The sequence below is a fragment of the Actinokineospora spheciospongiae genome (genome assembly GCF_000564855.1).
Lineage (GTDB): Bacteria > Actinomycetota > Actinomycetes > Mycobacteriales > Pseudonocardiaceae > Actinokineospora > Actinokineospora spheciospongiae.
Map to the genome: position 1 here is coordinate 86,536 of NZ_AYXG01000043.1, position 21,403 is coordinate 107,938.

Genomic DNA, 21,403 nt, shown 5'->3' on the forward strand with positions numbered 1-21,403 from the left:
ACTTAAGCGCGGCTTGGACCGGGCGCGGGGTCAGGACGAGCCGGAGATCCGGGCCTTCATCGTCGCCAGCAGCTCGGCGAACTCGGGCGTGCCCATCGACTCCACCTGCACGACCAGCTCGGCGTCCACCGCCTCGGCGTGCCCGGTCATCGCCGAGGTCGCCCGCAGCGTCCGCTTGATCGTCTTCACCAGCTCCCTGGGCCCCCTCGCCGCCGGGGCCGCCAACTCGACGGCGGCGGCGACCAGCGCGTCGTGGTCCCCGTCCACGGTCGCGAAGGACAGCCCCAGCCGCCGCGCCTCCTCGGCGTCGGGGACCTGCTTGAACAGGGTCATCGCCGTGGCGGTCTGCGGGCCGACGACGCGCTGCAACATCCAGGTCATCCCGCCGCCGGGGTGGATGCCAAGCTGCAGGAACCGCGCGTCGTAGCGGGCGCGCGGCCCGGAGATCCGCACGTCCGCGGCCAGCGCCAGGTTCAACCCGGCCCCCACCGCCGCACCCCCCACGGCCGCGACCGTCGGCAGCGACGAGTTCGCCACCGCCAGGAACCCGGCGTAGATCCCGCGCAACCCCTCGGCCTTCGACTCACCCAGCACGGTGAGGTCCGCACCCGCGCAGAAGGCGGGCGGAGCGCCGGTCACCACGATCGCGGAGACCTCGGGGTCCTCCTCGCACTGCCGCACGAGGTCGGCGAGCCGCGCGGAACCGGCCAGGGTCAGCGCGTTGCGCCGCTCGGGGTCGTTGAGGGTGAGCACGGCGACGCCGTCGCGCCGCTCCAGCAGAACCGCGTTGTCCATGGCCGACAACCTAGCCCGGCGCACCCCCGGGCAGCGCCCGGTGTGGACTCCGCCACCACCCCCTGCCTGCACCCCCGCCCACCGTCACCCGGGCTCCGGCCCGGCAGGCCGCTCCAGGAGCGTGGAGAGCACCACGGTGGAGACCGTCCGCGACACCATGTCGACGCTGCGCAGGCGTTCCAGGGCCTCTTCGAGGTGGTGGATGTTCGCCGCGCGCAGGTGCACGATCGCGTCCGCCGACCCGGACACGGTGTAGGCGGCCACCACCTCCGGCAGGGGTTCGAGCCGCTGCCGAATCCGGTCGGGGGACACGTTCCCCTGGCAGTGCACCTCGACGAAGGCCTCGGTGCCCCACCCCAGCGCCTCCGGGTTCACCACCGCGGTGAACCCCTTGAGCACCCCCAACTCCAGCAACCGGTCCACCCGCCGCTTCACCGCGGGGGCGGACAGCGACACCGCCTTGCCGATCTCGGCGTAGCTCGCCCTGGCATCGGCGACCAGCCGCGAAATGATTCGCTGATCTATCACGTCCACACGCAACATACTGCCGGTCAACAGGCAAGGAAGCGACATTGAAGGAGGTCAACGGGGTCAATAGATTTCGATCCATGACGCCACCCGCGAGCACCGCCACCCTCGTGCTGCCCGTCCCCACCGCGGCCGTCGCCCACGCGGAGCGGGTCCCGACCACCCGCCGCTACCTCATGTGCGAACCCAGGCACTTCACCGTCGAGTACTCCATCAACCCCTGGATGGACCCCACCCGACCGGTGGACACCGCGCTCGCGGTGGCCCAGTGGAACGCCCTCGTCGCCACCTACGAGTCCCTGGGCCACCGGGTCGAGCGCATCGACCCGGTCGACGGCCTCCCCGACATGGTCTTCGCCGCCAACTCCGGCACGGTCATCGGCGGCAGGGTCCTCGGCGCCCGCTTCCGCGCCCCGCAGCGGGCCGCCGAGGCCGACCACTACCGCCGCTGGTTCCTCGACCACGGCTACCGCGACGTCGTCATGCCCACCCGCGTCAACGAGGCCGAGGGCGACCTCACCTGGACCGGCGAGGTCCTCCTGGCCGGAACCGGCTTCCGCACCGACCCCGCGGCCCACGCCGAGGCCCAGGAGGCGCTCGGCGTCCCGGTGGTCTCCCTGTCCCTGGTCGACCCGGCCTACTACCACCTCGACGTCGCCCTGGTCGTGCTCTCCGAGGCCACCCGCGCCCGCCCGGCCCACATCGCCTACTACCCGGGCGCGTTCAGCCCCGGCACCCGCTCAGCCCTGCGCCGCCTCTACCCCGACGCCGTCCTCGCCACCGAGGCGGACGCCGCCTGCCTGGGCCTCAACGCCGTCTCCGACGGCCGCAACGTCGTCCTCGCCGCCGAGGCCACCCACCTCGCGGCCGAACTCGAAGCCCACGGCTACACCCCCCACCCGGTGGACATCTCCGAACTCCGCAAGTCCGGCGGCGGCCCCAAGTGCTGCACCATGGAACTCCGGGGCTGAGCACCGGTCGGTTCTGCGGCGGAGCGGTGCCGACGGCCTTGCGCCGCACCGCGATCGCCCGGGTCGCCGACCCCGCCGAGGGGGCGCGCGCCCCCTCGGTGAGCGGACCTCAGCTCGCCAGGAACTCCAGCAGCGCGGCGTTGAACTCCTCCGGGTGCGAGGCGTTGATCCCGTGCGGACCGTCCTCGATGACGACGACCCGCGCCCCCGCGATGCCCGCCGCCGACCGCTTCCCGCTCACCTCGAACGGCACGATCGCGTCCGAGTCGCCGTGGATGACCAGGGTCGGCACCGTCACCGCGGCCAGGTCGCCGCGGAAGTCGGTGCGGCCGAACGCCGCGATGCAGTCCAGCGTCCCCTTGGGGGAGGCGAAGGCGGCGATGTCGCGGGCGTGGCGCCGCTGCGCCTCGCTGACCTTCAGCGTCGACCCGGCGGTGAAGAAGTTCTTCGTGAACTCGTCCAGGAAGGCCTGGCGGTCGGTCAGGACCCCCTGCTGGAAGGCGCCGATCGTGGCCTCGTCCAGGCCGCCGTCCGGGTTGTCGTCGGTGCGCAGCAGGTACGGGGGCACCGCGGCGGCCAGCACGGCCCGCGACACGCGCGAGGTGCCGTACCGGCTCAGGTGGCGCACGACCTCCCCGCCGCCCATGGAGAAGCCGACCAGGGTGGCGTTGCGCAGGTCGAGGTGTTCGAGCAGCGCGTTGAGGTCCGCCGCGAACGTGTCGTAGTCGTAGCCGGTCCACGGCTGGGAGGACTCACCGAAGCCACGGCGGTCGTAGGTCACGACCCGGTGACCGCTGTTGACCAGGGCGGGGACCTGGGCTTCCCAGGACCGGCCGCTCAGCGGCCAGCCGTGGACTAGCACCACCGGGGGGCCGTCGCCGAAGTCCTCGTAGTGCAGTTCGAGCGTGTCGTCGATGCGCAGCGCGGGCATGGGCGGCGGATTTCCCGGGTGCGGTGTGGACACGCGGAAGTGATCGCGATCACAGCGAGTCGGGTGTCATGTGGGCCCGCACGGGGAAATACCTGCCCGAGCAACCAGAATTCCCGTACAGTCGATCGCATCCGGCCAAGCCGGGTTCTTCCCGCCCTCCCTCGGCAGCGGACTCCCGCAGCGAGTGGACGCGGACCTCATCGTAAGGAACAGCCCTTGAACGAGAACACCCAGCACCGCGACCTCCGCAAGGTGCCCGTCCCGGTCTTCCAGAACGTGCCCGAGCCCGAGCACGAGGAGCAGCCGAAGGTCACCCACGCGGTCACCGCCGTCCCGCGGCCCGTCTTCACGAGCCCGCAGGCCTGACCAGCAGGGTCACCGCCTCGGCCACCCCGGTCGAGCCCGCGGCGCCGGTCGCCAGCCTGCGCAGTTGCAAGCCCGCGACCAGTGCCACCACCGGACCGGTCAGCCGCTCCGGCTCGGGTACGCCCAGACCGGTGAGCACGGACAGCGCGAGCGCGTCGTACGCGGCGAAGCACTCCGCCGCGGCGTCCCGCAGCGACGGGTCGCGGCCCGCCTGGATGTAGAGCTCCAGCGGCGCGATCTCCTCCCGGCCGAACACCGTGCTCTCCACGATCTGCTCCACCAGGGCCGCCGCCTGCTCCACCGACACCGGCCCGCGCTGCTGCCGGGCGAACGCGGTCAGCCTGGTCGTCTCCTCCCGCACGAACAGCAGCAGCGACTCGCGCAGCAATTCGGTCTGCGTGGCGAAGTGGTAGGTGATCGACCCCAGCGAGACGCCCGCCTCGGCGGCGACGCGCCGGTTGGTCACCCCCGCCACACCGGACGCCCCGATCACCCGCAGGACCGCGCGGAGGATGCGCTCACGCACGCGGCGGCGTCCGCTCGTACCAGCGCTCGACCTGCTCCAACTCCGCTGCCAGCGAGAACAGCAGCGGCTCGCTGTCGGCGGGCCCGAGCAGTTGCGCCCCCACCGGCAACCAGTCGTCGGTCAGCCCCGCGGGCACGTTGACCCCGGGCCAGCCCAGCACGTTCCACGGCCAGGCGTACGGGCACGACCGGATCATCGTCCGGTCGGTCTGCCAGCCGGTCAGGCCGTCGATGCCGCCCACCGGCAGCGGCGGTTTGGCCGTGGTCGGGGTGAGCACCACGTCGGCCCGGTCGAAGATCCGGCCGACCCGCCTGTGGAACAGGCCCAGGGTGGCGTGCGCGGCGGCCAGCGCCCGGCCGCGGAGCAGTCCACCCATCCGGCCGTTGTCCCGGGTGCGCCGGTCCAGCAGCGCCGGGTCCGGCACCCGGCCGTGCCAGTCGTTGAGCCCGCCCAGCGAGCGCGGCAGGAAGTTCAGGCCGATCAGGCCGTAGGCGGGGTCGGCGAGCACGATCTCGTGGCCCAGCCCGTGCAGCACCCTGGCCAGCCGCACGACCGCCGCCCGCACCTGCGGGTCCAGCGCCACCGGCAGCCCGGTGAACGCCGGGCGCAGCGACAGCGCGATCCGCAGCCGCCTCGGCGTGGTCCGCGCGGCGTCCTGGTGCGCGGTGCCGGTGTCGGCCAGCACGTCGAACAGCAGCGCCGCGTCCCCCACCGAGCGGGCCAGCACGCCACTGGTGGTGATGCCGTTGAACAACTCCTTCTCCGGCAGCGGGGAAAAGCGCCCGCGCTGCGGCTTGACGCCCACCAGGTGCGTCCACGCGGCCGGGATGCGCACCGACCCGGCCCCGTCCGACCCGACCGCCGCGGGCACCACACCCGCCGCGACCGCCGCCGCGGACCCGCCGGAGGACCCGCCCGGGCTGTGGTCGAGCCGCCAGGGGTTGCGGGTCACCCCGAACGCGCTGCCCTCGGTGATCGGCCACTGGCCGAACTCCGGGGTGTTCGTCTTGCCCACGACGACCGCGCCGGAGGCCTTGAGCAGCCGGACCAGCTCGCAGTCGGCGGTCTTGACCGGGAACTCGCCCGCGCAGCCGAACGCCGTCGGCGCCCCGGCGAGGTCCACGTCGTCCTTGATCGCGATCGGCACGCCCAGCAGCGGCAGCCGCTCGCCGTCGCGCAGCCGCTGGTCGGCCGCGCGGGCCTCGGCGCGCGCCTCCCGGTCGCGCACGAACCGGAACGCGTTGAGCGTCGACCGGGTGTCCTCGATCTCCGCCAGGGCCCGGTCGACCAGCTCGACCGAGGTGACCGCGCCGTCGGCAAGCGCTTGCGCGGTCGCCACCAGCCCGGCGAACCGCAGATCCGGTGTCGTCGTCATCGCCGCCTCCTGTTCGTTCGAACGAACAGTAACAGCGGCCGGTTTGGCGACCACCCGCCACGAGGGTGAGGATGGGCCGCGATGAGCACGAACCCCGACACCCCGCCCCGCCGCCGCTCGCGCAGGCAGGAGACCCGGCTCTGGCGCGTGCCGGTGGTCCGCGTCCAGCGGGTCACCCCGCGCCTGGCCAGGGTGACCGTCCAGGACCCGTCGCTGGCCGACCTCGCCGGGGCGGGCACCGACCAGAACGTGATGCTGTACTTCTACCCGGAGGGCACCGAGTTGCCCGAGCCGCTGACGCTGGAGTCCGCGCGCGGCCTGTGGTCCAAGGTCCGCCCGCTGACCAGGACGTACACCATCCGCCGCCACGACCCGGCCACCGACGAGGTCGACTTCGACTTCGTCCTGCACGGCGACTCCGGTCCGGCCTCGGCCTGGGCGTCGCGGGTCGAGGTCGGCGACGACGTGGTCTTCGTCGGCCCCTCACCCGCCTACCAGCCCGACCCGGCGGCCGACTGGTACCTGCTGGCGGGCGACGAGACCGCGCTGCCCGCCATCGCCAACATCCTCACCGCCGTCACCGCCCCCGTGCGCGCGTTCGTCGAGGTCGCCGACGCCGCCGAGGAGCAGGACATCCCCGGCGTCACCTGGCTGCACCGCGACGCCCCCGCGGGCGAGAGCACGGTCCTCGTCGACGCGATCCGCGCCGCCGACCTGCCCGGGGGCACCCCCGAGGTGTGGCTGGCGGGGGAGCGCGCGGCCATGGTGGCCGTGCGCGCGCACCTGTTGGAGGAGCGCGGTTTCCCGCGCAAGCAGGTCCGCCCCACCACGTACTGGCGGTCGGGCGAGAGTGGCAACTGACTCAGTGTCCGGTTGGAACTTCTCGCCCCCGGCCCGCGTTTGACCTTCCGGACCGAACAACGACTTCACACCGGGGAGGAGCGCGCCGTGCACCGCCACGCCAACGCGGTCAAGACCGCGCTGCTCCTCGCCGGCCTCAGCGCGCTGATCGTCCTGGTCAGCTCCCTGTTCGGCGCCACGGCCCTGCTGATCGGCCTCGGCGTGGCGCTCGTGGTCAACGCCTACGCGTTCTTCAACTCCGACCGGCTGGCGCTGCGCGCGATGCGCGCCCGACCGGTCTCCCAGGCCGAGCAGCCCGCGCTGTACCGGATCGTCCGCGAACTGGCCACCGCCGCCCGCCAGCCCATGCCCCGGCTCTACCTCAGCCCCACCCAGGCCCCGAACGCCTTCGCCACCGGCCGCAACCCCAGGAACGCGGCCATCTGCTGCACCACCGGCCTGCTCGACCTGATGAGCGAGCGTGAACTGCGCGGCGTCCTCGCCCACGAGCTGTCGCACGTCCGCAACCGCGACACCCTCGTCAGCGGTGTGGCGGGCGCCCTGGCAGGCGCGGTCAGCGTGGTCGCGAGCCTCGCCCTGCTCACCGGCCTCTTCGGCGATGACGACGACGAGGACAACAACCCGCTGATGCTCCTGCTGGTGGCCGTCCTCGGCCCGATCGCCGCCACCATCGTCCAACTGGCCGTCAGCCGCTCCCGCGAGTACCAGGCCGACGCCTCCGCCGCGGAGCTGACCGGCGACCCGATCGGCCTGGCCAACGCCCTGCGCAAGCTGGACGCGGGCACCCAGGTGACCCCGCTGGCCCCCGAACCCGCCCTGGTCTCCCAGTCCCACCTGATGATCGCCAACCCCTTCCGCCCCGGCGACGGCCTCTCCAAGCGGTTCTCCACCCACCCGCCCATCGCCGACCGCATCGCCCGCCTGGAACGCCTGGCCCTCCCGGACTTCTGATCCACTCCCGGGATTTCCGCCCGCCCGCCCTCTAACCTGAGCCACGTGCGACGAGACCCGCCGATCACCTTCCGCGGCGCCCTGCAGATCCTCGGCCACCACGACCGCCCCTGGCTGACCCGCCTCAACGGCCTGCTCGGCGGCGTGGTCCTGGCGGCGGGCGGCATCCCCCCGATCACGGCCCTGTTCGGCTGGGTCGACCAGAAGAACGAGGCCACCGCACTGACCAGGCAGGCGCTGGACGCGGTGTCCGACCGCCTGACCCGCACCGGCGGCCTGGACCGCCACCAGTTGGTCATCGCCGCGCACACCACCATCGCCACGGCAGCCGTCTTCGACACCGTCCACGCGGCCTACCCGGAGTCCAACCTCACCGACCCGGAAAAGCTCGGCATCCTCACCGCGAACTGGGCGGACAAGGGCGAGTCCCTGGTCCGCGCCCTCTACGCCGCGGACGTGCCCACCCCGTCCCTGGTCCGAGGCTTCCACGAGAACACCGCCGTGGTCCGCTCCTGGGCGATGAGCCTGCTGAACGAGGTCTTCCACTTCCTCGACGGCCTCGACCTCGACGCCAGCCCCCGCCAGATCCCCCAACTGCTCGCCCTGGTCGAATCCGCCTACCGCGACTCCTACCTGATCCTCGCCGCCACAGTCCCCGAGTTCAAGGTCTGGTCCGACCTCGGCGAACACGCCGCCACCCGCTCCGCCCTGGCCCGCTTGGAATCCCTGCTCACCACCCCCGTCGCCGCCCAGCCCCGCGACCTCCGCGACACCGTCCGAGCGATCAACCGAGCCGAACTCGACCGCCCGATCATCGACGTGGACACCGACGGCTACGGCACCGACGCGGTCTTCCCGGCGGTCTCGGACATCTTCATCACCCCCCGCTTCCGCGCCTGGTACGCCAGCCGCGGCTCCCGCCTCGGCGACGAGCAGTGGTGGCAGGAAATCTCCCTGGGCGAAGACCTGGACCTGGTCCTCGCCCGCCACTTCCTCACCGGCGAGGCCACCAAACGCCCACTGCTGCTCCTGGGCCACCCCGGCGCAGGCAAGTCCCTGCTCACCAAGGTCCTCGCCGCCCGCCTCCCGGACTCGACGTACACGGTCATCCGAGTCCCCCTGCGCCGAGTCGACGCGGACGCCCACATCGCCGACCAGATCCGCGAAGCCCTCGCCCAGTCCACCCACGGCCGCGTCGACTGGTCCGCCCTCGCCGACCAGAGTGCCGACACCGTCCGCGTGGTCCTCTTGGACGGTCTCGACGAACTCCTCCAGGCCACCACGAACGACCGAGGCGGCTACCTCACCGACGTGGTCGAGTTCCAGCGCCGCGAAGCCGCCATGGGCCGCCCGGTCGCGGTGGTCGTCACCTCCCGAACCCTGGTGGCCGAACGGGTCCGCCTCCCGGACGCAACCCCCGTGGTCAAACTGGAGGAGTTCGACGACGCCCAGATCGACCGCTGGGTGTCGGCGTGGAACCAGCACAACACCCGCCCGATGGACGCGGAAACCGCCAAGGCGCAAGGAGAACTGGCCCGCCAGCCGCTCCTGCTGCTGATGCTGACGCTGTACTTCACCGACCCGGCGGTGGGCCCGGTGGAGGACCTGTCGGAGTCCGAACTGTACGGCCGCCTGTTCGACACCTACGCCCGCCGCGAGGTCACCAAGCAGGCGGGCCGAGTCCTCCCGGACGCGGAGTTCGAGGAGGCCGTGGAAACCCAGTTGACCCGGCTTTCCGTTGCGGCCCTGGGCATGTTCAACCGAGGCCGCCAGTCCATCACCGAAGCAGAACTCACCGCAGACCTACTGGCCCTGGGCGAACAAGTCCCGGACGGCGGCAAACTCCTGGGCGAGTTCTTCTTCGTCCACTCCGCCGAGGCGACCACAGGAACCGTCCACCGCAGCTACGAGTTCCTGCACGCCACCTTCAACGAGTACCTGGTGGCAGCCCGCGTCGTCGACGTCCTCCGCGACCTGGCCGAAGGAACCTTCGCCCGCCGCAAACGCCGCCACCCCGACGACGACCTGCTGTTCACCCTGCTGTCGTACCAACCCCTCACCACCCAACGCCCGGTGCTGGCCTTCATCACCCAACTGTTCGACACCCTGGGCGACGAAGCCAACGACATCGCGGCGGCCCTAGACCTCCTGCTCCCCACGCACCGCCCACCCGGGAACCGCCACCCCGAGTACCGCCCCCTCCCCGCTGACCACATCCGCGCCAGCGCGGCGTACTCGGCCAACCTGTTCCTGCTCCGCGCCACCATCGCTCCGATCGACCCGGAGACCGTGTGGCCGCAGGACGAAACGGACAGCCGGTGGATCGCCTTGGCCGACCTCTGGGCCGCGGGCTTGGACAGCGATGGCTACCGCTCGCTGTTCGGCGTGTTCAACTTCGCGGGCGGCAAAATCCGCTCCTCACCGGGCGCGTCCACCACCGGCTTGGACCTCCTCGACGCGCAACACCTGCGAGGCCGCCGTGCGGTCCTGGAACAGTTCAGCGTTGCGGTCGTCCTCGACCGGCACTACAGCGGATTCGGCAGGGGAAATGACTGGGCGGTCCACTGCTCGGGCTGGCTGACCGCACTGCTCGTCCAACCCGACTCGTTGGCCTATGGTTTCCTGACTCCGCCGGATTGGATCGAGGTGCAGGAAATGGCGGAGGTCGCCAACCTCGCCTACGGCGTGCTGGCCGTGCGCTGCGGCGACTGGGAACCGAAGTTCGTCGAACGCTATCTCCGCTGGCTCCTGCGGTTGCCGCTGCTGAACCCGCCCTCGCCCCTGCCCATGATGCTGGCGTACCACCACTACCGGGAGGTGTTCGACCGGTTGCTCTCCGAGGTCGAGAACGACCGGACCCCATACTGGGCGGAACTCCTCCGAACGCTGACCCCTGAACGCCTGGCCGACTTCCCGGTCGGCACCATCGCCGACTACCTCGGAAGCGTCGACATCAGGCTCCCCAAGTTCTGAGCGAACCCGGGGAGCCCGATGGTCAGCCGGTGGCGCCCGCGGCCTTGGCCAACTGCATCACGTACTGGCCGTAACCGGACTTCGCCAGCTTCGCGCCCAGCGCGTACGCCTCGTCGGCGGAGATGAACCCGCGGTCCAGCGCGATCTCCTCCAGGCAGGCGAGCCGAACCCCGGTCCGGTGCTCCAACACCTGCACGAACTGCCCGGCCTCCAGCAGCGAGTCGTGCGTGCCGGTGTCCAGCCAGGCGAACCCGCGGCCCAGGTCCAGCAGCCGGGCCCGCCCCTGCCGCAGGTACTCCAGGTTCACGTCGGTGATCTCCAGCTCGCCGCGCGGGGAGGGCTCCAGCCCTTTGGCGATCTTCACCACGTCGTTGTCGTAGAAGTAGAGCCCGGTGATCGCCCGGTTCGACTTCGGCTCGAGCGGCTTCTCCTCGATGGAGACCAGCATCCCGTTCTCGTCGACCTCGCCGACGCCGTAGCGCTCGGGGTCCTTGACCGGGTAGCCGAACAGCACCGCGCCGTCGATGTCGGAGACGTGGGCCTTCATCAGGTGCGAGAAGCCCACCCCGAAGAAGATGTTGTCCCCGAGCACCAGCGCCACGTCGTCGGCCCCGATGAACTCCTCACCGATGATGAAGGCCTCGGCCAGCCCATTCGGCGCCGCCTGCTCGGCGTAGCTGAAGCGCACCCCGAACTGCGACCCGTCCCCCAGCAACCGCTGGAAGTTCGGCAGGTCGGTCGGCGTCGAGATGATCAGGATGTCCCGAATCCCGGCCAGCATCAGCACCGACACCGGGTAGTAGATCATCGGCTTGTCGTACACCGGCAGCAACTGCTTCGACACCGCCTGGGTGATGGGGTGCAACCGGGTCCCACTACCCCCGGCGAGAACGATGCCCTTCATCACGGCTCCTGTCGTAAGTCCTTGATCTGACCGGTCCCGCACGCCCCCCGGCCCCCGATCCCTCGGAGTCGAGGCTACCGCGACCGACCGGGGCTCCTCGCCCGGTTCGTCCCGCCACCCTGCCGCGCCCCGAGCGCCACCACTGCTCCCGATTGCGCAACCCTGCCCGCCGCCACTCGCGGCCCGCCGGACGCCCACTCGGCCCCACCACCGCACCCCCGCCGCCAAGCCCCGGCACCCGCCCTCGAGACGCCGTGCCCGCCCTCGAGACGCCGTGCCCGCCCTCGAGACGCCGTGCCCGCCACCGAGATGCGGTGCCCGCCGTCAAGACGCCGTGCCCGCCCTCGAGACGCCGTGCCCGCCACCGAGATGCGATGCCCATCGTCAAGACGCGGTGCCCACCGACGAGGCGTGGCACCCTCCTCGAGACGCAGCCCCCGCCGTCGAGATGCGGTGGCCGCCCCCCGAGATGCGGCGACAGCCGAGATGCGGTGGCCGCCGGTCAGCGGTAGTTCGTGAACTGGAGCGCGATGCCGAAGTCGCTCGCCTTGAGCAGGGCGATGACCTCCTGCAGGTGGTCCTTCTTCTTGGCCGAGACGCGTAGCTGGTCGCCCTGGATCTGCGCCTGGACGCCCTTGGGGGCCTCCTCGCGGATCTTCTTGCCGATCTCCTTGGCCTTCTCGCTGCTGATGCCCTGCACCAGCGTCCCGGTCACCCGGTACGTCTTCCCCGACAGCGTGGGCTCACCCACGTCGAAGGCCTTCTGGGAGACGTTGCGCTTGACCAGCTTCTCCTTGAACACCTCGATGGCGGCGGTGCACCGCTCCTTGGTCTCGGCCTTGATGGTGATCGCCTCGTCCCCGGCCCAGCTCACCTCCGCCCCAGTACCGCGGAAGTCGAAGCGGTTCGCCAACTCCTTGGCCGCCTGGTTGAGCGCGTTGTCCACCTCTTGCCGGTCAACCTTGCTCACCACGTCGAATGACGGGTCCGCCACGTGTCTCGCACCTCCGCGTTCAGGGCTCACTGGGGTCCCGTGGATGCTACCGCCGCCCGCCCCACCCCCACCCCCGCGCGTCAGGGGGTACCCGTTGGCGGAGCCCCGGGGGCATTGGGTAAGGTCTCCGTCGTCCACAGTGGTGGACACCCGGCGGGTTGCCCGAGCGGCCAATGGGAGCGGACTGTAAATCCGTCGCGAAAGCTACAGAGGTTCGAATCCTCTACCCGCCACAGCAAGGCCCGTGTTCTCACTGCGAGAACACGGGCCTTTGTTGCGGTTTGGTCTTCTGTTGGAGCAGCGCCAAGAACTCCGCCGGTGTCAATCCCGCTCGGCGGATGGTGGAGGCGAGGGCGCCGCGCTTCACTGTGCCGTGCACGGGATGGTCACGGTGCGTCCGTCGGCGTTGCGGTGGACGGCATGGCTGCCTTTGGTGCGGGTGAAATCGAAGCCGACGGCATCGAGCGCGCGGATCACCTTCTTGACCGAGAGGTTGGACAGGGCTGAACTCACGCGGCGGTGGCTGGGATCTGGAACGAGGTGACCAGGGGCGTAGTGGTGACCTCCGCCTCGGGAACCTCCGCGAAGTACAGTTCAACGGCTTCGCGGAGGTTGGCCAGGGCCTCTTGGATCGATTGGCCCTGGCTGGCAACGTCCACCTCCAGGCATTGGGCGATGAACCAGTCCTCTTGCTGGTGCACTGCTGCGGTCAGCGTTCGCTGTTCGCTCATGTGCCCCAGTGTCCACCTGCCCAGGCCACGTGTCTCCCGCAGACGCCGGGCCGGTCACGCGTTGGCAGTCGTGGGTGCGTTCGCTGTTTGCTAACGGTCTCCCGCCTCATCAGGTCCCGTGTCTCCTGTGAATGCCGGGTTCGGCTTGCCGGGCAATTGCGCTGATGTCGTATTCGGCACCGGCGGCCGTGTGGTCAGCATTGCCGATGCGGGAATGCGTGCTCGGGGTTTCGGGCGGGGGCCGGCCGCGCCCCCTGTGGTGCGGCCGGTCCCCGCGGCGTTGGGGACTGCCCTTTCCGCGGCTGGCTGGGCTGCGGAAAGCATGGGAACAATCGATCGAATTCGGGTGTGCTGCCGAATGGTGGGGGGTGGTTGGGCTTTCTGTGGTAGCGCGGTGGCGCGTTTGATGGATCTCTGCTGGTAAGCCGGTGAAGTCGAGGGTGGATCACCCGCAAGAGGGACGTCGGGAGGGGTGGGGGTGGTTAGTTTTCGGCTCCGAACCGATTGGTCCTACGCAGGGGGTTTGCTGAGATGGCGTGGAAAAGACGTGTGGGTGCGGTATTCGCGGTTGTCGCGGTGTTGGGGGGCTCCGGGGTGGGTGCTTCGGCTTCGGCGGACAAGGACAAGGGCAAGCGGGAGGGGGAGGTCGTCGCCCGGGTGGTGGAGGGGGAGCCGCCTTCGGGGGCGGTGAAGGTGGAGTTGGTGCCGGACACCGGGGCGGATCGGGCGACTGGGGAGGTGGGGGTGCAGGCGGCGTTCCTGCCGTTCAACTTCAACTTCGACTTCACCGTCAGCCTTGCCTCGCGGACCTTCTGGCCTGTTCTGGGGCGGGCGTGCGTGAGCCTGCGGGGGACCGGGAGCGCTGACCCGAGCTACTACCAGCGGGAGGTGAAGGTCGAGATGTGGGACGCCTACGGCACCGACACCAAGAAGGGCCTCACCGCCCGGTACTCGCTCAACGGCGGCTACTACGGCTACTGCTGGTCGGGCCTGTCCTCCGGGCACGAGCACTACTTCCGCATCTACAAGGACTGGAACCTCGGTGCCCGGGTGTGGGGCAACGGTTGGACCTCGCCCATCTGACCCCCTGGTCCGAGGACGGGGCGGCGACAACCGCCCCGTCCTCGTCCTGGAGGTGGGCTTCACAGGCCGTCCACCCGCAGGACGGTGGTGGCCGTGTCCGGGGTGGCGGACCGGCGGACTCGGACCACCGGTTCCACCTCGGTGACCACGCCGACGTTGATCAGGACCTCGGGGTGGTCCGGGTCGGCGAGGGTGATGCGGTTGCCGGGGGAGGGTTTGGTCCTGCCCTTGGGCGTGAAGACAACCGTGGTGTCGTCGAGCGTGGTGAGGGTGCCGGGGGTGCCGGTGATGGCCACCGCGACCGGGAGGTCGGGGACCGCGCCCAGGTCCGTGGTGACCGTCCCGTCCGGGGCGACCACGCCGAGGAGGCCTTCGGGGCTGGCCAGCAGGCTGGTGCGGCCCGCGTCCGGGACGCTCAGCAGGTCGCTGGTGCGGGTCAGCGTGGTGACCGTGACCTGTGGGTCCGCCACGCCCGCGGTGACCGGCACCGGCACCGCACCCACCAGGGCCACCGTGTTCCACGCGCCCGCCCCGGTCTGGAACAGCGCCCAGGTCACCCCGGGTTCCACCGACGGCGTCGCCACTTGGTCGTCGAGGACGGACGTGTGCAGGGTGACGTCCCGCGCTCCCGGTTCGGCCAGGGCGAAGCCGATGGAGCCGCCGCCCGCGGGCACCTCGTCCCCGGGCAGGGCCGTGGCGGACACGAAGCCGACCGCGCGCTGGCCGCGGGCCACCGGTGCGGTGGCGCGCAGCACCAGCCGCGACGGGTCGGGGGTGCCTTGGACGTCGAGTGGGCTGGTGGCGAAGCCCACCCGTTCTCCGCCGCCGGGGTCCACCGCGACCAGGACGACCACCACCAGCGACGCGGCCCGGTTGGGTGAGGTGCCCGCGTAGACCACCCGCGACGCCCCGCCCTCCGGCCAGGCCGCGCGGGCCCGGTCGGCCAGCTCCTCATCGCCGATGAGGTTGCCGCGCGGGGTCCACTCGGTGACCGGGGCGGCGGGGGGTACCTCCGTGCCCCGGTCCCGGGCCGCGAACCCGCCCACCACCAGTGCCAGTGCCACCACCGCCGCGGTGACCGACACCAGCGCGCGCTGCCGCCGCTGGGCGTGCCTGCGCTGGTGCAGCCGCCGCAGCACCCCGTCGACCGCGGCGCCGTCCCCGTGGACCTCGACCGCGTCGAGTTCGCGCCGGAGTCGGGTGGCCGTCCGGTGGGTCTCGTCCTGTCCTCCCGCGATCACGGCCTCCTCCTCCCCGGCGCGGCGGGCTCGTCGGCCCCCCACAGCTCGCGCACCCTGGCCAGCCCTCTGCTGGTCAGCGACTTCACCGTGCCCACGGCACAGCCCAGTTCCCTGGCGGCCTGCGCCTCGGTCATGTCCAGGACCACCCGGCACACGACCGCCGCCCGCTGCCGGGCGGGGAGCTGTTGCAGCACCGCCAGCACGTGGTGGCGGTTGTCGACCGCCCGGGAGAAGTCCGCCACGTCCAACTGCTCGGCGTACTCCGCCAGCGGCACCGGCGGCTTGCGCCGGACGGTCCGCAGGAACTCGTGGTAGACGGCCTTGCGCGCGTAGGCGACCGCGTTGTCCGCGGGCACCCGGCGCCACCGGGCCAGGCAGCGCAGCAGCGCCTCCTGCACGATCTCCTCCGCGTCGGTCCGGCGTCCGGCGAGCATCAGGGCGTAGCGCAGCAGTTGGTCGTACCGCTCGCGGACGAACGCGTCGAAGTCCGGGTCACCCGGCACGTCTTACCTCCCGATCCACTCCCCAGACCGCCCGGTCGCCCGGAAGGTTGCCGTGCCCGGCGGGAATCTCCCCGCCCGCGCTACCGTGCGGCCATGAGCACCGCCTTCCACCTCGCCATCCCGGTCGACGACCTCGACGCCGCCCGCCGCTTCTACGGCGAGCTGATCGGGTGCCCGCGGGGGCGGGAGGCCGACACCTGGGTGGACTGGGACCTGGGGGGCCACCAGTTGGTCACCCACCTCGCCCCGGGCGGGCGCGGCGACGCGGCCGTCAACGCCGTCGACGGCCACGGGGTCCCGGTCCCGCACTTCGGCCTGGTCCTCGACGTCCCCGACTTCCAGGCCCTGGCCGGGCGCCTGCGCGCGGCCGGGACCGAGTTCGTCATCGAGCCGCACGTGCGCTTCCCCGGGCAGCCCGGTGAGCAGTGGACCATGTTCCTGCGCGACCCGGCGGGCAACGCCCTGGAGTTCAAGGCCTTCGCCGACCGCGACCAGCTCTTCGCCCGCTGACGATGGACCTCGACCTCGTCTCGCGGACCGTGTCCCAGGGCCTCGCCGGTCCCCGCCCGAAGGCCGTCGCCGACGCCGTCCGGCGGGTGGTGGGCGTGCCCGCCCGCGACGTGTTCGCCGCCGCCCTGGCCGTCCGCGCCCGCACGGACGGGTTGGTGCTCGCCGACGTGGACGACGCGATCACCTCCGGTTCCGTGGTGCGGACCTGGGCGATGCGCGGCGCCCTGCACCTGGTCGCCGCGGCGGACGCGGGCTGGCTGGTCGCCCTGCTGGGGCCGCGGGCCGCGCACGGGCTGCGGGAGCGCAGGCACCGGCTCGGGCTCGACGACGCCAGGGTCGCGCACGGCACGAAGGTGATCGCCGAGGCCGCGGTGGTCCCGCGCACGCGCCCGGAACTGCTGGCCGACCTGGCCGCGGCGGGGATGGCGCTGGACGACAGCCGGGCCTTCGCGCAGTTGGTCGCGCACGCGGCGATGGCCGGGGAGGTCGTCCGGGTCGCCGACCGGGACGGGGAGCCGACGTTCCTGCGCGCGGAACCGGTGGTCGAGGACGAGGCGGTGCTGCTGAACCGGCTCGCCCTGCGCTACCTCGACGGGCACGCGCCCGCCGGGTGGGAGGACTTCGCCACCTGGTCCGGGCTGCCCACCGGCAAGGCCAAGGCGGCGTTCGCCGGGCTGTACCCGCCCGCCGCGCGGCCGGAGCCGCCGCGGACCGCGCGGCTGCTGGGGCACTCGGACCCGTACCTGTCGGCGTACCGGTCGCGGGCGTTCGTGGTGCCCTCGGGGTTCGAGGGGCGCGTGCAGGAGGGCGACGGGGTGGTGAACCCGGTCGTCTTGGTGGACGGGGCCGCGGTGGGGACGTGGGGGCTGGAGGGCGACGAGGTGCGGGTGGCGCCGTTCGCGATCCTGCCGCGCGGGGTGGGGTCGCTGCTGCGGGTGGAGACGGGGGAGCTGGGCCGGTTCCTGGGGCAGCCGTTGACGCTGCTGGAACGGGCCTGAGGACCGGTCAGCGGCGGACCGGGCGGCGCAGCCACATCGTCCACAGCGGGCGGTAGCCGTGGGAGTACCAGAACGGCGTGGAGCGGGGGTTGGGCAGGGCGTGGTGCAGGAGGGTCACCGGGATGCCCTCGTCGTCGAGGACCCGGTGGGCGTGCGCGGCGAGGGCCGAGCCGATCCCGGTGCCGCGCTCGGCCGCGGTGACGCCGAGGCTGGCCAGGTAGGCCACCTCCGGCGCCGAGGTGTAGCGGCGGGCCCACCGCGAGGTGGGTGGGAGCTGGAGGTGGACGTGGCCGAGGACGCGGTCGCCGCGCACGGCCACCCACACCGCGGGCCGGGGCTCCCCCAGGAGGAACACCAACTGGTTGCGCAGGGCCTCGGCGGTGTCCTCGCGGGGGGTGACCTTCCCGAAGGGGGCGTCGTACTCGACGACCTCCAGGTTGAGGGCCACGAGGGTGTCGAGGTCGTCCGGGGTGGCGGGGCGGATGGTGGCGTCCGTCAGCGGGGTCGGGCCGGGACGGCCCGCGGTGCGGGCGGCGATGGTGCTGACCGGGGCGAAGCCACGGTGGACCAGGGCCAGGACCGCCTCGGTGTCGCGGCTGGGGAGTTCCAGGACCGCCGCCGAGTCGGTGTCGCCGGGGGTGGTGGCGCCGTGCAGGAGGTCGAACCAGGTGTCGAGGAGGGCGCCGAGGGTGGTGGCCCGGTCCGCGCCCGCCAGGCGGACCTCCAGGTTGTGCCGCTTCGCCGGGTCCCAGGTGCGCGCCGCCGTGCCGACCGCGGATTCCTGGTACCAGGCGATCGCCGCGCCCGCGGGGGCGGTGATCAGCTTGCCCGCGCCGGGGGACAGGGGCGGGGGCGCGGGCAGCAACGGGTCCAGGTCCGCCAGGCGGGCGGCGTGCTCGTCGGCGACGGCGGCGACGGCGGTGAGGTCTGGGGTGGGATCGGCGGGGCTCACGCGGCCATCCAAGCGCAGCGACCGGCCCGGCGTGCCGCGATCGGGGCGGGACGGTTCCTCGTTCGGGTGGGTGATGCCGGGGGACGAGCTCGGTGTCTCTGCGTTGGGACGGCGTTGCGCCAGTGGGGTGATTGTCGCCGCACCCCGACCGGAGAAGGCGGCTCGTGTCGGTCGGGGTCCCCGGCGGCCCCGGGGGTGCGTGGAGTGGATCTCCGCGCTGCGCCTGGGCCAGGACTTGAGCGGGAGCGGGCCGGGCGGTCGTCGCTGGTGGCCCGGTGGGTGCCCCGCGGCGCGAGAACGTGCCGGGAGTGCTCGACAGTGGTCCGGTGGTGTTGCGGGGGTGAGCGAAAACCGGGTTCGGCGGGCTGTCGAGCGGTGGGCGGACGCCTGAACTTGGTGTCCACGAGTAACTAGCACACGTGCCAGTTTCGCCTGATCGGGGTACAGTCGGCTCGCCGTCGGGGGACTCGCCATGCGCGGGGGTGGTCAGCAGGGCCATCCACCGGCCGTCCGAGGAGGTTGAATGTCGGACCACCATGGCGGGGCCGCTCCCGGCCAACTGCCCGCGGTGAGCACCACTGCCGACACCCCGGACGAGGGGCAGCAGTGGGCGTCCGAGGAGCCCCCGCCGAATCGGCGGTTCCTGGTCTTCTCCGTCCTGGTCCTCACCTCCTCCCTGGTCGCGGCCGCGCTGGTGTCGCCGTGGTCGATGCCCTCCGGCGGGGCGCAGGTGATCTGGATCGGGCTGCTGCTGGCGCTGGGCTTCCTGGTCGCCGAGCAGCTCGGCATCAACATCGACGTGCGCAGCGGCGTGTCCTGGTCGATCTCCTTCTCCGAGATCCCCCTGGTCATCGGGCTGTTCGTGGCCCCGTTCGAGGTGGTGCTGGCCGCGCACCTGGTCGCGGGCGTCGGCACGCTGCTGGTCCGCCGGGTGCAGGACCGCATCCTCTACAACGCGGGCGCCATGGTCTTCGAGATCGTCAGCGCCTTCGCCGTGTTCGGGTTCGTCAACCGCTGGCTCGCCGGGGTCGGGCCGAGCTGGACCGGCGTGCTCGCCGGTGCGCTGGCCGCCCCGCTGTCGAGCACCCTGCTGGCCCTGGTCTGCGTGCGCGTCCTCGGCCGCCGGATGCGGCTGGGCGCCGCGGTCCGGCTCGTCCTGCGCACCCTGGTCCTCGGCCTGGTCAACGCCTCCACCGGCGTCGTCGGCTACCAGGTCGTCATGCACGCCGAGGCCGGGTGGCCGCTGCTGGTGCTGGCCATGGGCGGGCTGGCCGCGCTCTACATCGCCTACTCCGGGCTGCTGCGCGAGCAGCGGGACCTGGAGGCGCTCTCGGAGGTCAGCCTGATCGTCGCCCGCTCCGGGCACCAGGCCGCGGCGAAGCCCTCGATGGGGCTGGCCGACCCGAACGAGGTCGCCGAGGTGACCGACCCCGACGAGTGGCAGGTCATCGCCGAGCGGATCAAGGACCAGCTCGGCGCCGCCAGGGTGGTTCTGCGGCTGCGGTTCGACCCGCAGCTCCCGCTGCACACCGTGGTCTCCGGCACCGACCTGCCCGGCGAGATGTACGACCTCGAGGCGACCGGGCCCAAGGCGGACGCGCTGCTGCGGCTGCCCGGCTCGCACGTGCGCCACTTCCGCCGCGGCGACGCGGTCCCCGAGGTGCGCCACGCCCTGCTGCGCCGCGACGCCGAGGAGGCGCTGGTGGTGCCGCTGCGCAGCGCCAGCCACCTGCTCGGCGTGGTCGAGGCGCACGACAAGCTGTCGCGGTGGCGCGGCTTCGGCCAGGCCGACACCCGGCTCATCGGCACCATGGCCAGCCACCTCGCCACCGCCATGGACAACCGCAGGCTGCTCGCCACCCTGCGCCACGACGCCTACCACGACCCGCTGACCGGCCTGCTCAACCGGCCCGGCTTTCGCCGCGCCGCCGGGGAGCCCATCCGCCAGCACCCCGACTCGGTCGTGCTGCGCATCGACCTCGACGTGCTCTCCACCGTCAGCGACGCCCTCGGCTACGCCTGGAGCGACCGGATGGTGGTGGCCGCGGGCAGGCGGCTGCGCGACGCGCTCGGCCCGGACGTGGCGCTGGCCCGGCTGGAGGGCGGCCAGTTCGCCGTGCTGCTGGCCGAGACCACCCCCGAGGAGGCGCACCGGGTCGCCGAGCGGCTGCGCTCCGGGCTCGCCGCCTCCTACCCGGTCGACCGGCTGACCGTCGAGGCCAGCTCCGTGGTCGGCTACTCCACCCCGCGCACGGTCGGCACCGACGCGGAGGACGCCCTCGAACTCGACGTCGACGCGCTGTTGCAGCGCGCCGACGTGGCGCTGCGCGCGGCCCGTTCCAGCGGCGAGAACGTGCGCGTCTACCTGCCCACGATGGGCCAGATCTTCCTGCGCCGCTTCCAGTTGGTCACCCAGTTCCGCCAGGCGCTGGAGACCGGCCAGGTGAAGGTGCACTACCAGCCGAAGGTGGCGCTGCCGAGCCGCCAGGTGCTCGGCGTCGAGGCGCTGGTGCGCTGGCGGCACCCGGAGTTCGGCAGGCTCGACCCGGACGAGTTCGTGCCCGCCGTGGAGGCCGCCGGGCTGGTGGACGCGCTGACCGGGTTCGTCATGGACCAGTCGCTGATCCGGGTGCGCAAGTGGCTCGACCGCGGGCTGCGGATCGCCGCCGCGGTGAACCTGTCGGTGCGCAGCCTGGACGACCCGAACTTCCCCGACCGCGTCGCCGAGGCGCTGGAGCGCCACCAGGTGCCGCCGGAGCTGCTGACCCTGGAGCTGACCGAGTCCGGGGTGATGGCCGACCCGCAGCGCGCCCTGCCGGTGCTGCGCCGGTTGCACACCCTGGGCGTGACGCTGGCGGTCGACGACTTCGGCACCGGCTACTCGTCGCTGGCCTACCTGCGCCAGCTCCCGGTGGACGAGGTGAAGATCGACAAGAGCTTCGTGCTCGGCATGGGCACCGACCTCGGCGACCTCGCCGTGGTCCGCTCCATCGTCGAGCTGGGCCACTCGCTGGGCCTGATCGTGGTGGCCGAGGGCGTGGAGGACGACGCCGCCCGCGACCAGTTGGCCGCGATGGGCTGCGACGTGGCGCAGGGCTACCTGATCTCCCGCCCGCTGTCGGAGAGCAGGCTGGAGGCGTGGCTCCAGGCCCGAACGACGCAGGCGAGGGGCTTGCGCGACGAGACCGTACTGACCCTGTTGTCGTAAGG

21 protein-coding genes and 1 tRNA gene are annotated in these 21,403 nt (G+C 72.3%); 10 read left to right on the top strand and 12 right to left on the bottom strand.

Features of this window, described 5'->3' with window-relative positions:
* Positions 1 to 30: 30 nt before the first annotated feature.
* Complete coding sequence (locus UO65_RS05710) at positions 31 to 795, bottom strand: enoyl-CoA hydratase (protein ID WP_035279431.1); 765 nt, start codon at positions 793 to 795, stop codon at positions 31 to 33.
* Positions 796 to 879: 84 nt separating this feature from the next.
* Positions 880 to 1,329 carry an Lrp/AsnC family transcriptional regulator gene (locus UO65_RS05715; protein ID WP_035279433.1) on the bottom strand — a complete coding sequence of 150 codons (450 nt, stop codon included), beginning with the start codon at positions 1,327 to 1,329 and terminating at the stop codon, positions 880 to 882.
* Positions 1,330 to 1,403: 74 nt separating this feature from the next.
* On the opposite strand from UO65_RS05715, the gene ddaH reads away from it, so the two are divergent.
* Positions 1,404 to 2,294, top strand: coding sequence for a dimethylargininase (gene ddaH / locus UO65_RS05720; RefSeq protein WP_084175341.1), 891 nt, complete (start codon positions 1,404 to 1,406; stop codon positions 2,292 to 2,294).
* Between the two features lie 109 nt (positions 2,295 to 2,403).
* On the opposite strand, the gene UO65_RS05725 is transcribed toward ddaH, so the two are convergent.
* The gene (locus UO65_RS05725) at positions 2,404 to 3,225 is read right to left on the bottom strand and encodes an alpha/beta fold hydrolase (protein ID WP_035279435.1); all 822 of its coding nucleotides are present in this window, start codon (positions 3,223 to 3,225) and stop codon (positions 2,404 to 2,406) included.
* A 216-nt stretch (positions 3,226 to 3,441) separates the two neighbouring features.
* Between UO65_RS05725 and UO65_RS36595 the strand changes: the two genes are divergently transcribed.
* Positions 3,442 to 3,591 (top strand): hypothetical protein, encoded by a 150-nt coding sequence (locus UO65_RS36595; protein ID WP_161784432.1) that lies wholly within the window; start codon positions 3,442 to 3,444, stop codon positions 3,589 to 3,591.
* On the opposite strand, the gene UO65_RS05730 is transcribed toward UO65_RS36595, so the two are convergent.
* Positions 3,572 to 4,117, bottom strand: a complete 546-nt coding sequence (locus UO65_RS05730) for a TetR/AcrR family transcriptional regulator (RefSeq protein WP_035279437.1) — start codon at positions 4,115 to 4,117, stop codon at positions 3,572 to 3,574. The two genes, UO65_RS36595 and UO65_RS05730, sit on opposite strands and share 20 nt — an antisense overlap.
* The gene (locus UO65_RS05735) at positions 4,110 to 5,492 is read right to left on the bottom strand and encodes an amidase (RefSeq protein ID WP_035279438.1); all 1,383 of its coding nucleotides are present in this window, start codon (positions 5,490 to 5,492) and stop codon (positions 4,110 to 4,112) included. Before UO65_RS05735 ends, UO65_RS05730 begins: the two co-directional genes overlap by 8 nt.
* Positions 5,493 to 5,573: 81 nt before the next feature.
* On the opposite strand from UO65_RS05735, the gene UO65_RS05740 reads away from it, so the two are divergent.
* The 3 genes from UO65_RS05740 (at position 5,574) to UO65_RS05750 (ending at position 10,277) form a co-directional block, all read left to right on the top strand.
* Positions 5,574 to 6,353, top strand: coding sequence for a siderophore-interacting protein (locus tag UO65_RS05740; protein ID WP_063935897.1), 780 nt, complete (start codon positions 5,574 to 5,576; stop codon positions 6,351 to 6,353).
* An 87-nt stretch (positions 6,354 to 6,440) separates the two neighbouring features.
* Positions 6,441 to 7,304 carry a zinc metalloprotease HtpX gene (gene htpX / locus UO65_RS05745; protein ID WP_035279440.1) on the top strand — a complete coding sequence of 288 codons (864 nt, stop codon included), beginning with the start codon at positions 6,441 to 6,443 and terminating at the stop codon, positions 7,302 to 7,304.
* Between the two features lie 45 nt (positions 7,305 to 7,349).
* Complete coding sequence (locus UO65_RS05750; protein WP_035279442.1) at positions 7,350 to 10,277, top strand: NACHT domain-containing protein; 2,928 nt, start codon at positions 7,350 to 7,352, stop codon at positions 10,275 to 10,277.
* 22 nt (positions 10,278 to 10,299) lie between these two features.
* On the opposite strand, the gene rfbA is transcribed toward UO65_RS05750, so the two are convergent.
* Both rfbA and UO65_RS05760 read right to left on the bottom strand, forming a co-directional pair.
* A complete protein-coding gene (gene rfbA / locus UO65_RS05755; protein ID WP_035279444.1) occupies positions 10,300 to 11,181 on the bottom strand; it encodes a glucose-1-phosphate thymidylyltransferase RfbA in 882 nt (293 codons plus the stop codon).
* Between the two features lie 502 nt (positions 11,182 to 11,683).
* The gene (locus tag UO65_RS05760; protein ID WP_035279447.1) at positions 11,684 to 12,175 is read right to left on the bottom strand and encodes a YajQ family cyclic di-GMP-binding protein; all 492 of its coding nucleotides are present in this window, start codon (positions 12,173 to 12,175) and stop codon (positions 11,684 to 11,686) included.
* Between the two features lie 152 nt (positions 12,176 to 12,327).
* Here UO65_RS05760 and UO65_RS05765 point away from each other — a divergent pair.
* Positions 12,328 to 12,408, top strand: a tRNA-Tyr gene (locus tag UO65_RS05765).
* Positions 12,409 to 12,538: 130 nt separating this feature from the next.
* On the opposite strand, the gene UO65_RS37230 is transcribed toward UO65_RS05765, so the two are convergent.
* Both UO65_RS37230 and UO65_RS05775 read right to left on the bottom strand, forming a co-directional pair.
* Positions 12,539 to 12,688: a type II toxin-antitoxin system HicA family toxin gene (locus UO65_RS37230; RefSeq protein ID WP_200873317.1), complete on the bottom strand. Its 150-nt coding sequence runs from the start codon at positions 12,686 to 12,688 to the stop codon at positions 12,539 to 12,541.
* Positions 12,685 to 12,906, bottom strand: a complete 222-nt coding sequence (locus UO65_RS05775) for a type II toxin-antitoxin system HicB family antitoxin (RefSeq protein ID WP_035279449.1) — start codon at positions 12,904 to 12,906, stop codon at positions 12,685 to 12,687. The genes UO65_RS37230 and UO65_RS05775 overlap by 4 nt, the downstream gene beginning before the upstream one ends.
* A gap of 594 nt (positions 12,907 to 13,500) precedes the next feature.
* On the opposite strand from UO65_RS05775, the gene UO65_RS05780 reads away from it, so the two are divergent.
* Positions 13,501 to 13,989, top strand: coding sequence for a hypothetical protein (locus tag UO65_RS05780; RefSeq protein WP_146241167.1), 489 nt, complete (start codon positions 13,501 to 13,503; stop codon positions 13,987 to 13,989).
* A 59-nt stretch (positions 13,990 to 14,048) separates the two neighbouring features.
* Here the strand turns inward: UO65_RS05780 and UO65_RS05785 are convergent, their stop codons facing one another.
* Positions 14,049 to 15,230: a hypothetical protein gene (locus UO65_RS05785; protein WP_035279455.1), complete on the bottom strand. Its 1,182-nt coding sequence runs from the start codon at positions 15,228 to 15,230 to the stop codon at positions 14,049 to 14,051.
* Positions 15,227 to 15,733: a sigma-70 family RNA polymerase sigma factor gene (locus tag UO65_RS05790; RefSeq protein WP_035279458.1), complete on the bottom strand. Its 507-nt coding sequence runs from the start codon at positions 15,731 to 15,733 to the stop codon at positions 15,227 to 15,229. The genes UO65_RS05785 and UO65_RS05790 overlap by 4 nt, the downstream gene beginning before the upstream one ends.
* Positions 15,734 to 15,826: 93 nt before the next feature.
* Here UO65_RS05790 and UO65_RS05795 point away from each other — a divergent pair, with 93 nt between their 5' ends.
* Both UO65_RS05795 and UO65_RS05800 read left to right on the top strand, forming a co-directional pair.
* The gene (locus UO65_RS05795) at positions 15,827 to 16,243 is read left to right on the top strand and encodes a VOC family protein (RefSeq protein ID WP_035279460.1); all 417 of its coding nucleotides are present in this window, start codon (positions 15,827 to 15,829) and stop codon (positions 16,241 to 16,243) included.
* Positions 16,244 to 16,245: 2 nt separating this feature from the next.
* Complete coding sequence (locus tag UO65_RS05800; protein WP_052020780.1) at positions 16,246 to 17,241, top strand: DNA glycosylase AlkZ-like family protein; 996 nt, start codon at positions 16,246 to 16,248, stop codon at positions 17,239 to 17,241.
* 7 nt (positions 17,242 to 17,248) lie between these two features.
* Here the strand turns inward: UO65_RS05800 and UO65_RS37900 are convergent, their stop codons facing one another.
* Positions 17,249 to 18,193 carry a GNAT family N-acetyltransferase gene (locus UO65_RS37900; protein ID WP_052020781.1) on the bottom strand — a complete coding sequence of 315 codons (945 nt, stop codon included), beginning with the start codon at positions 18,191 to 18,193 and terminating at the stop codon, positions 17,249 to 17,251.
* 523 nt (positions 18,194 to 18,716) lie between these two features.
* On the opposite strand from UO65_RS37900, the gene UO65_RS05810 reads away from it, so the two are divergent.
* A complete protein-coding gene (locus UO65_RS05810; protein ID WP_035279462.1) occupies positions 18,717 to 21,401 on the top strand; it encodes a putative bifunctional diguanylate cyclase/phosphodiesterase in 2,685 nt (894 codons plus the stop codon).
* Positions 21,402 to 21,403 lie beyond the last annotated feature (2 nt).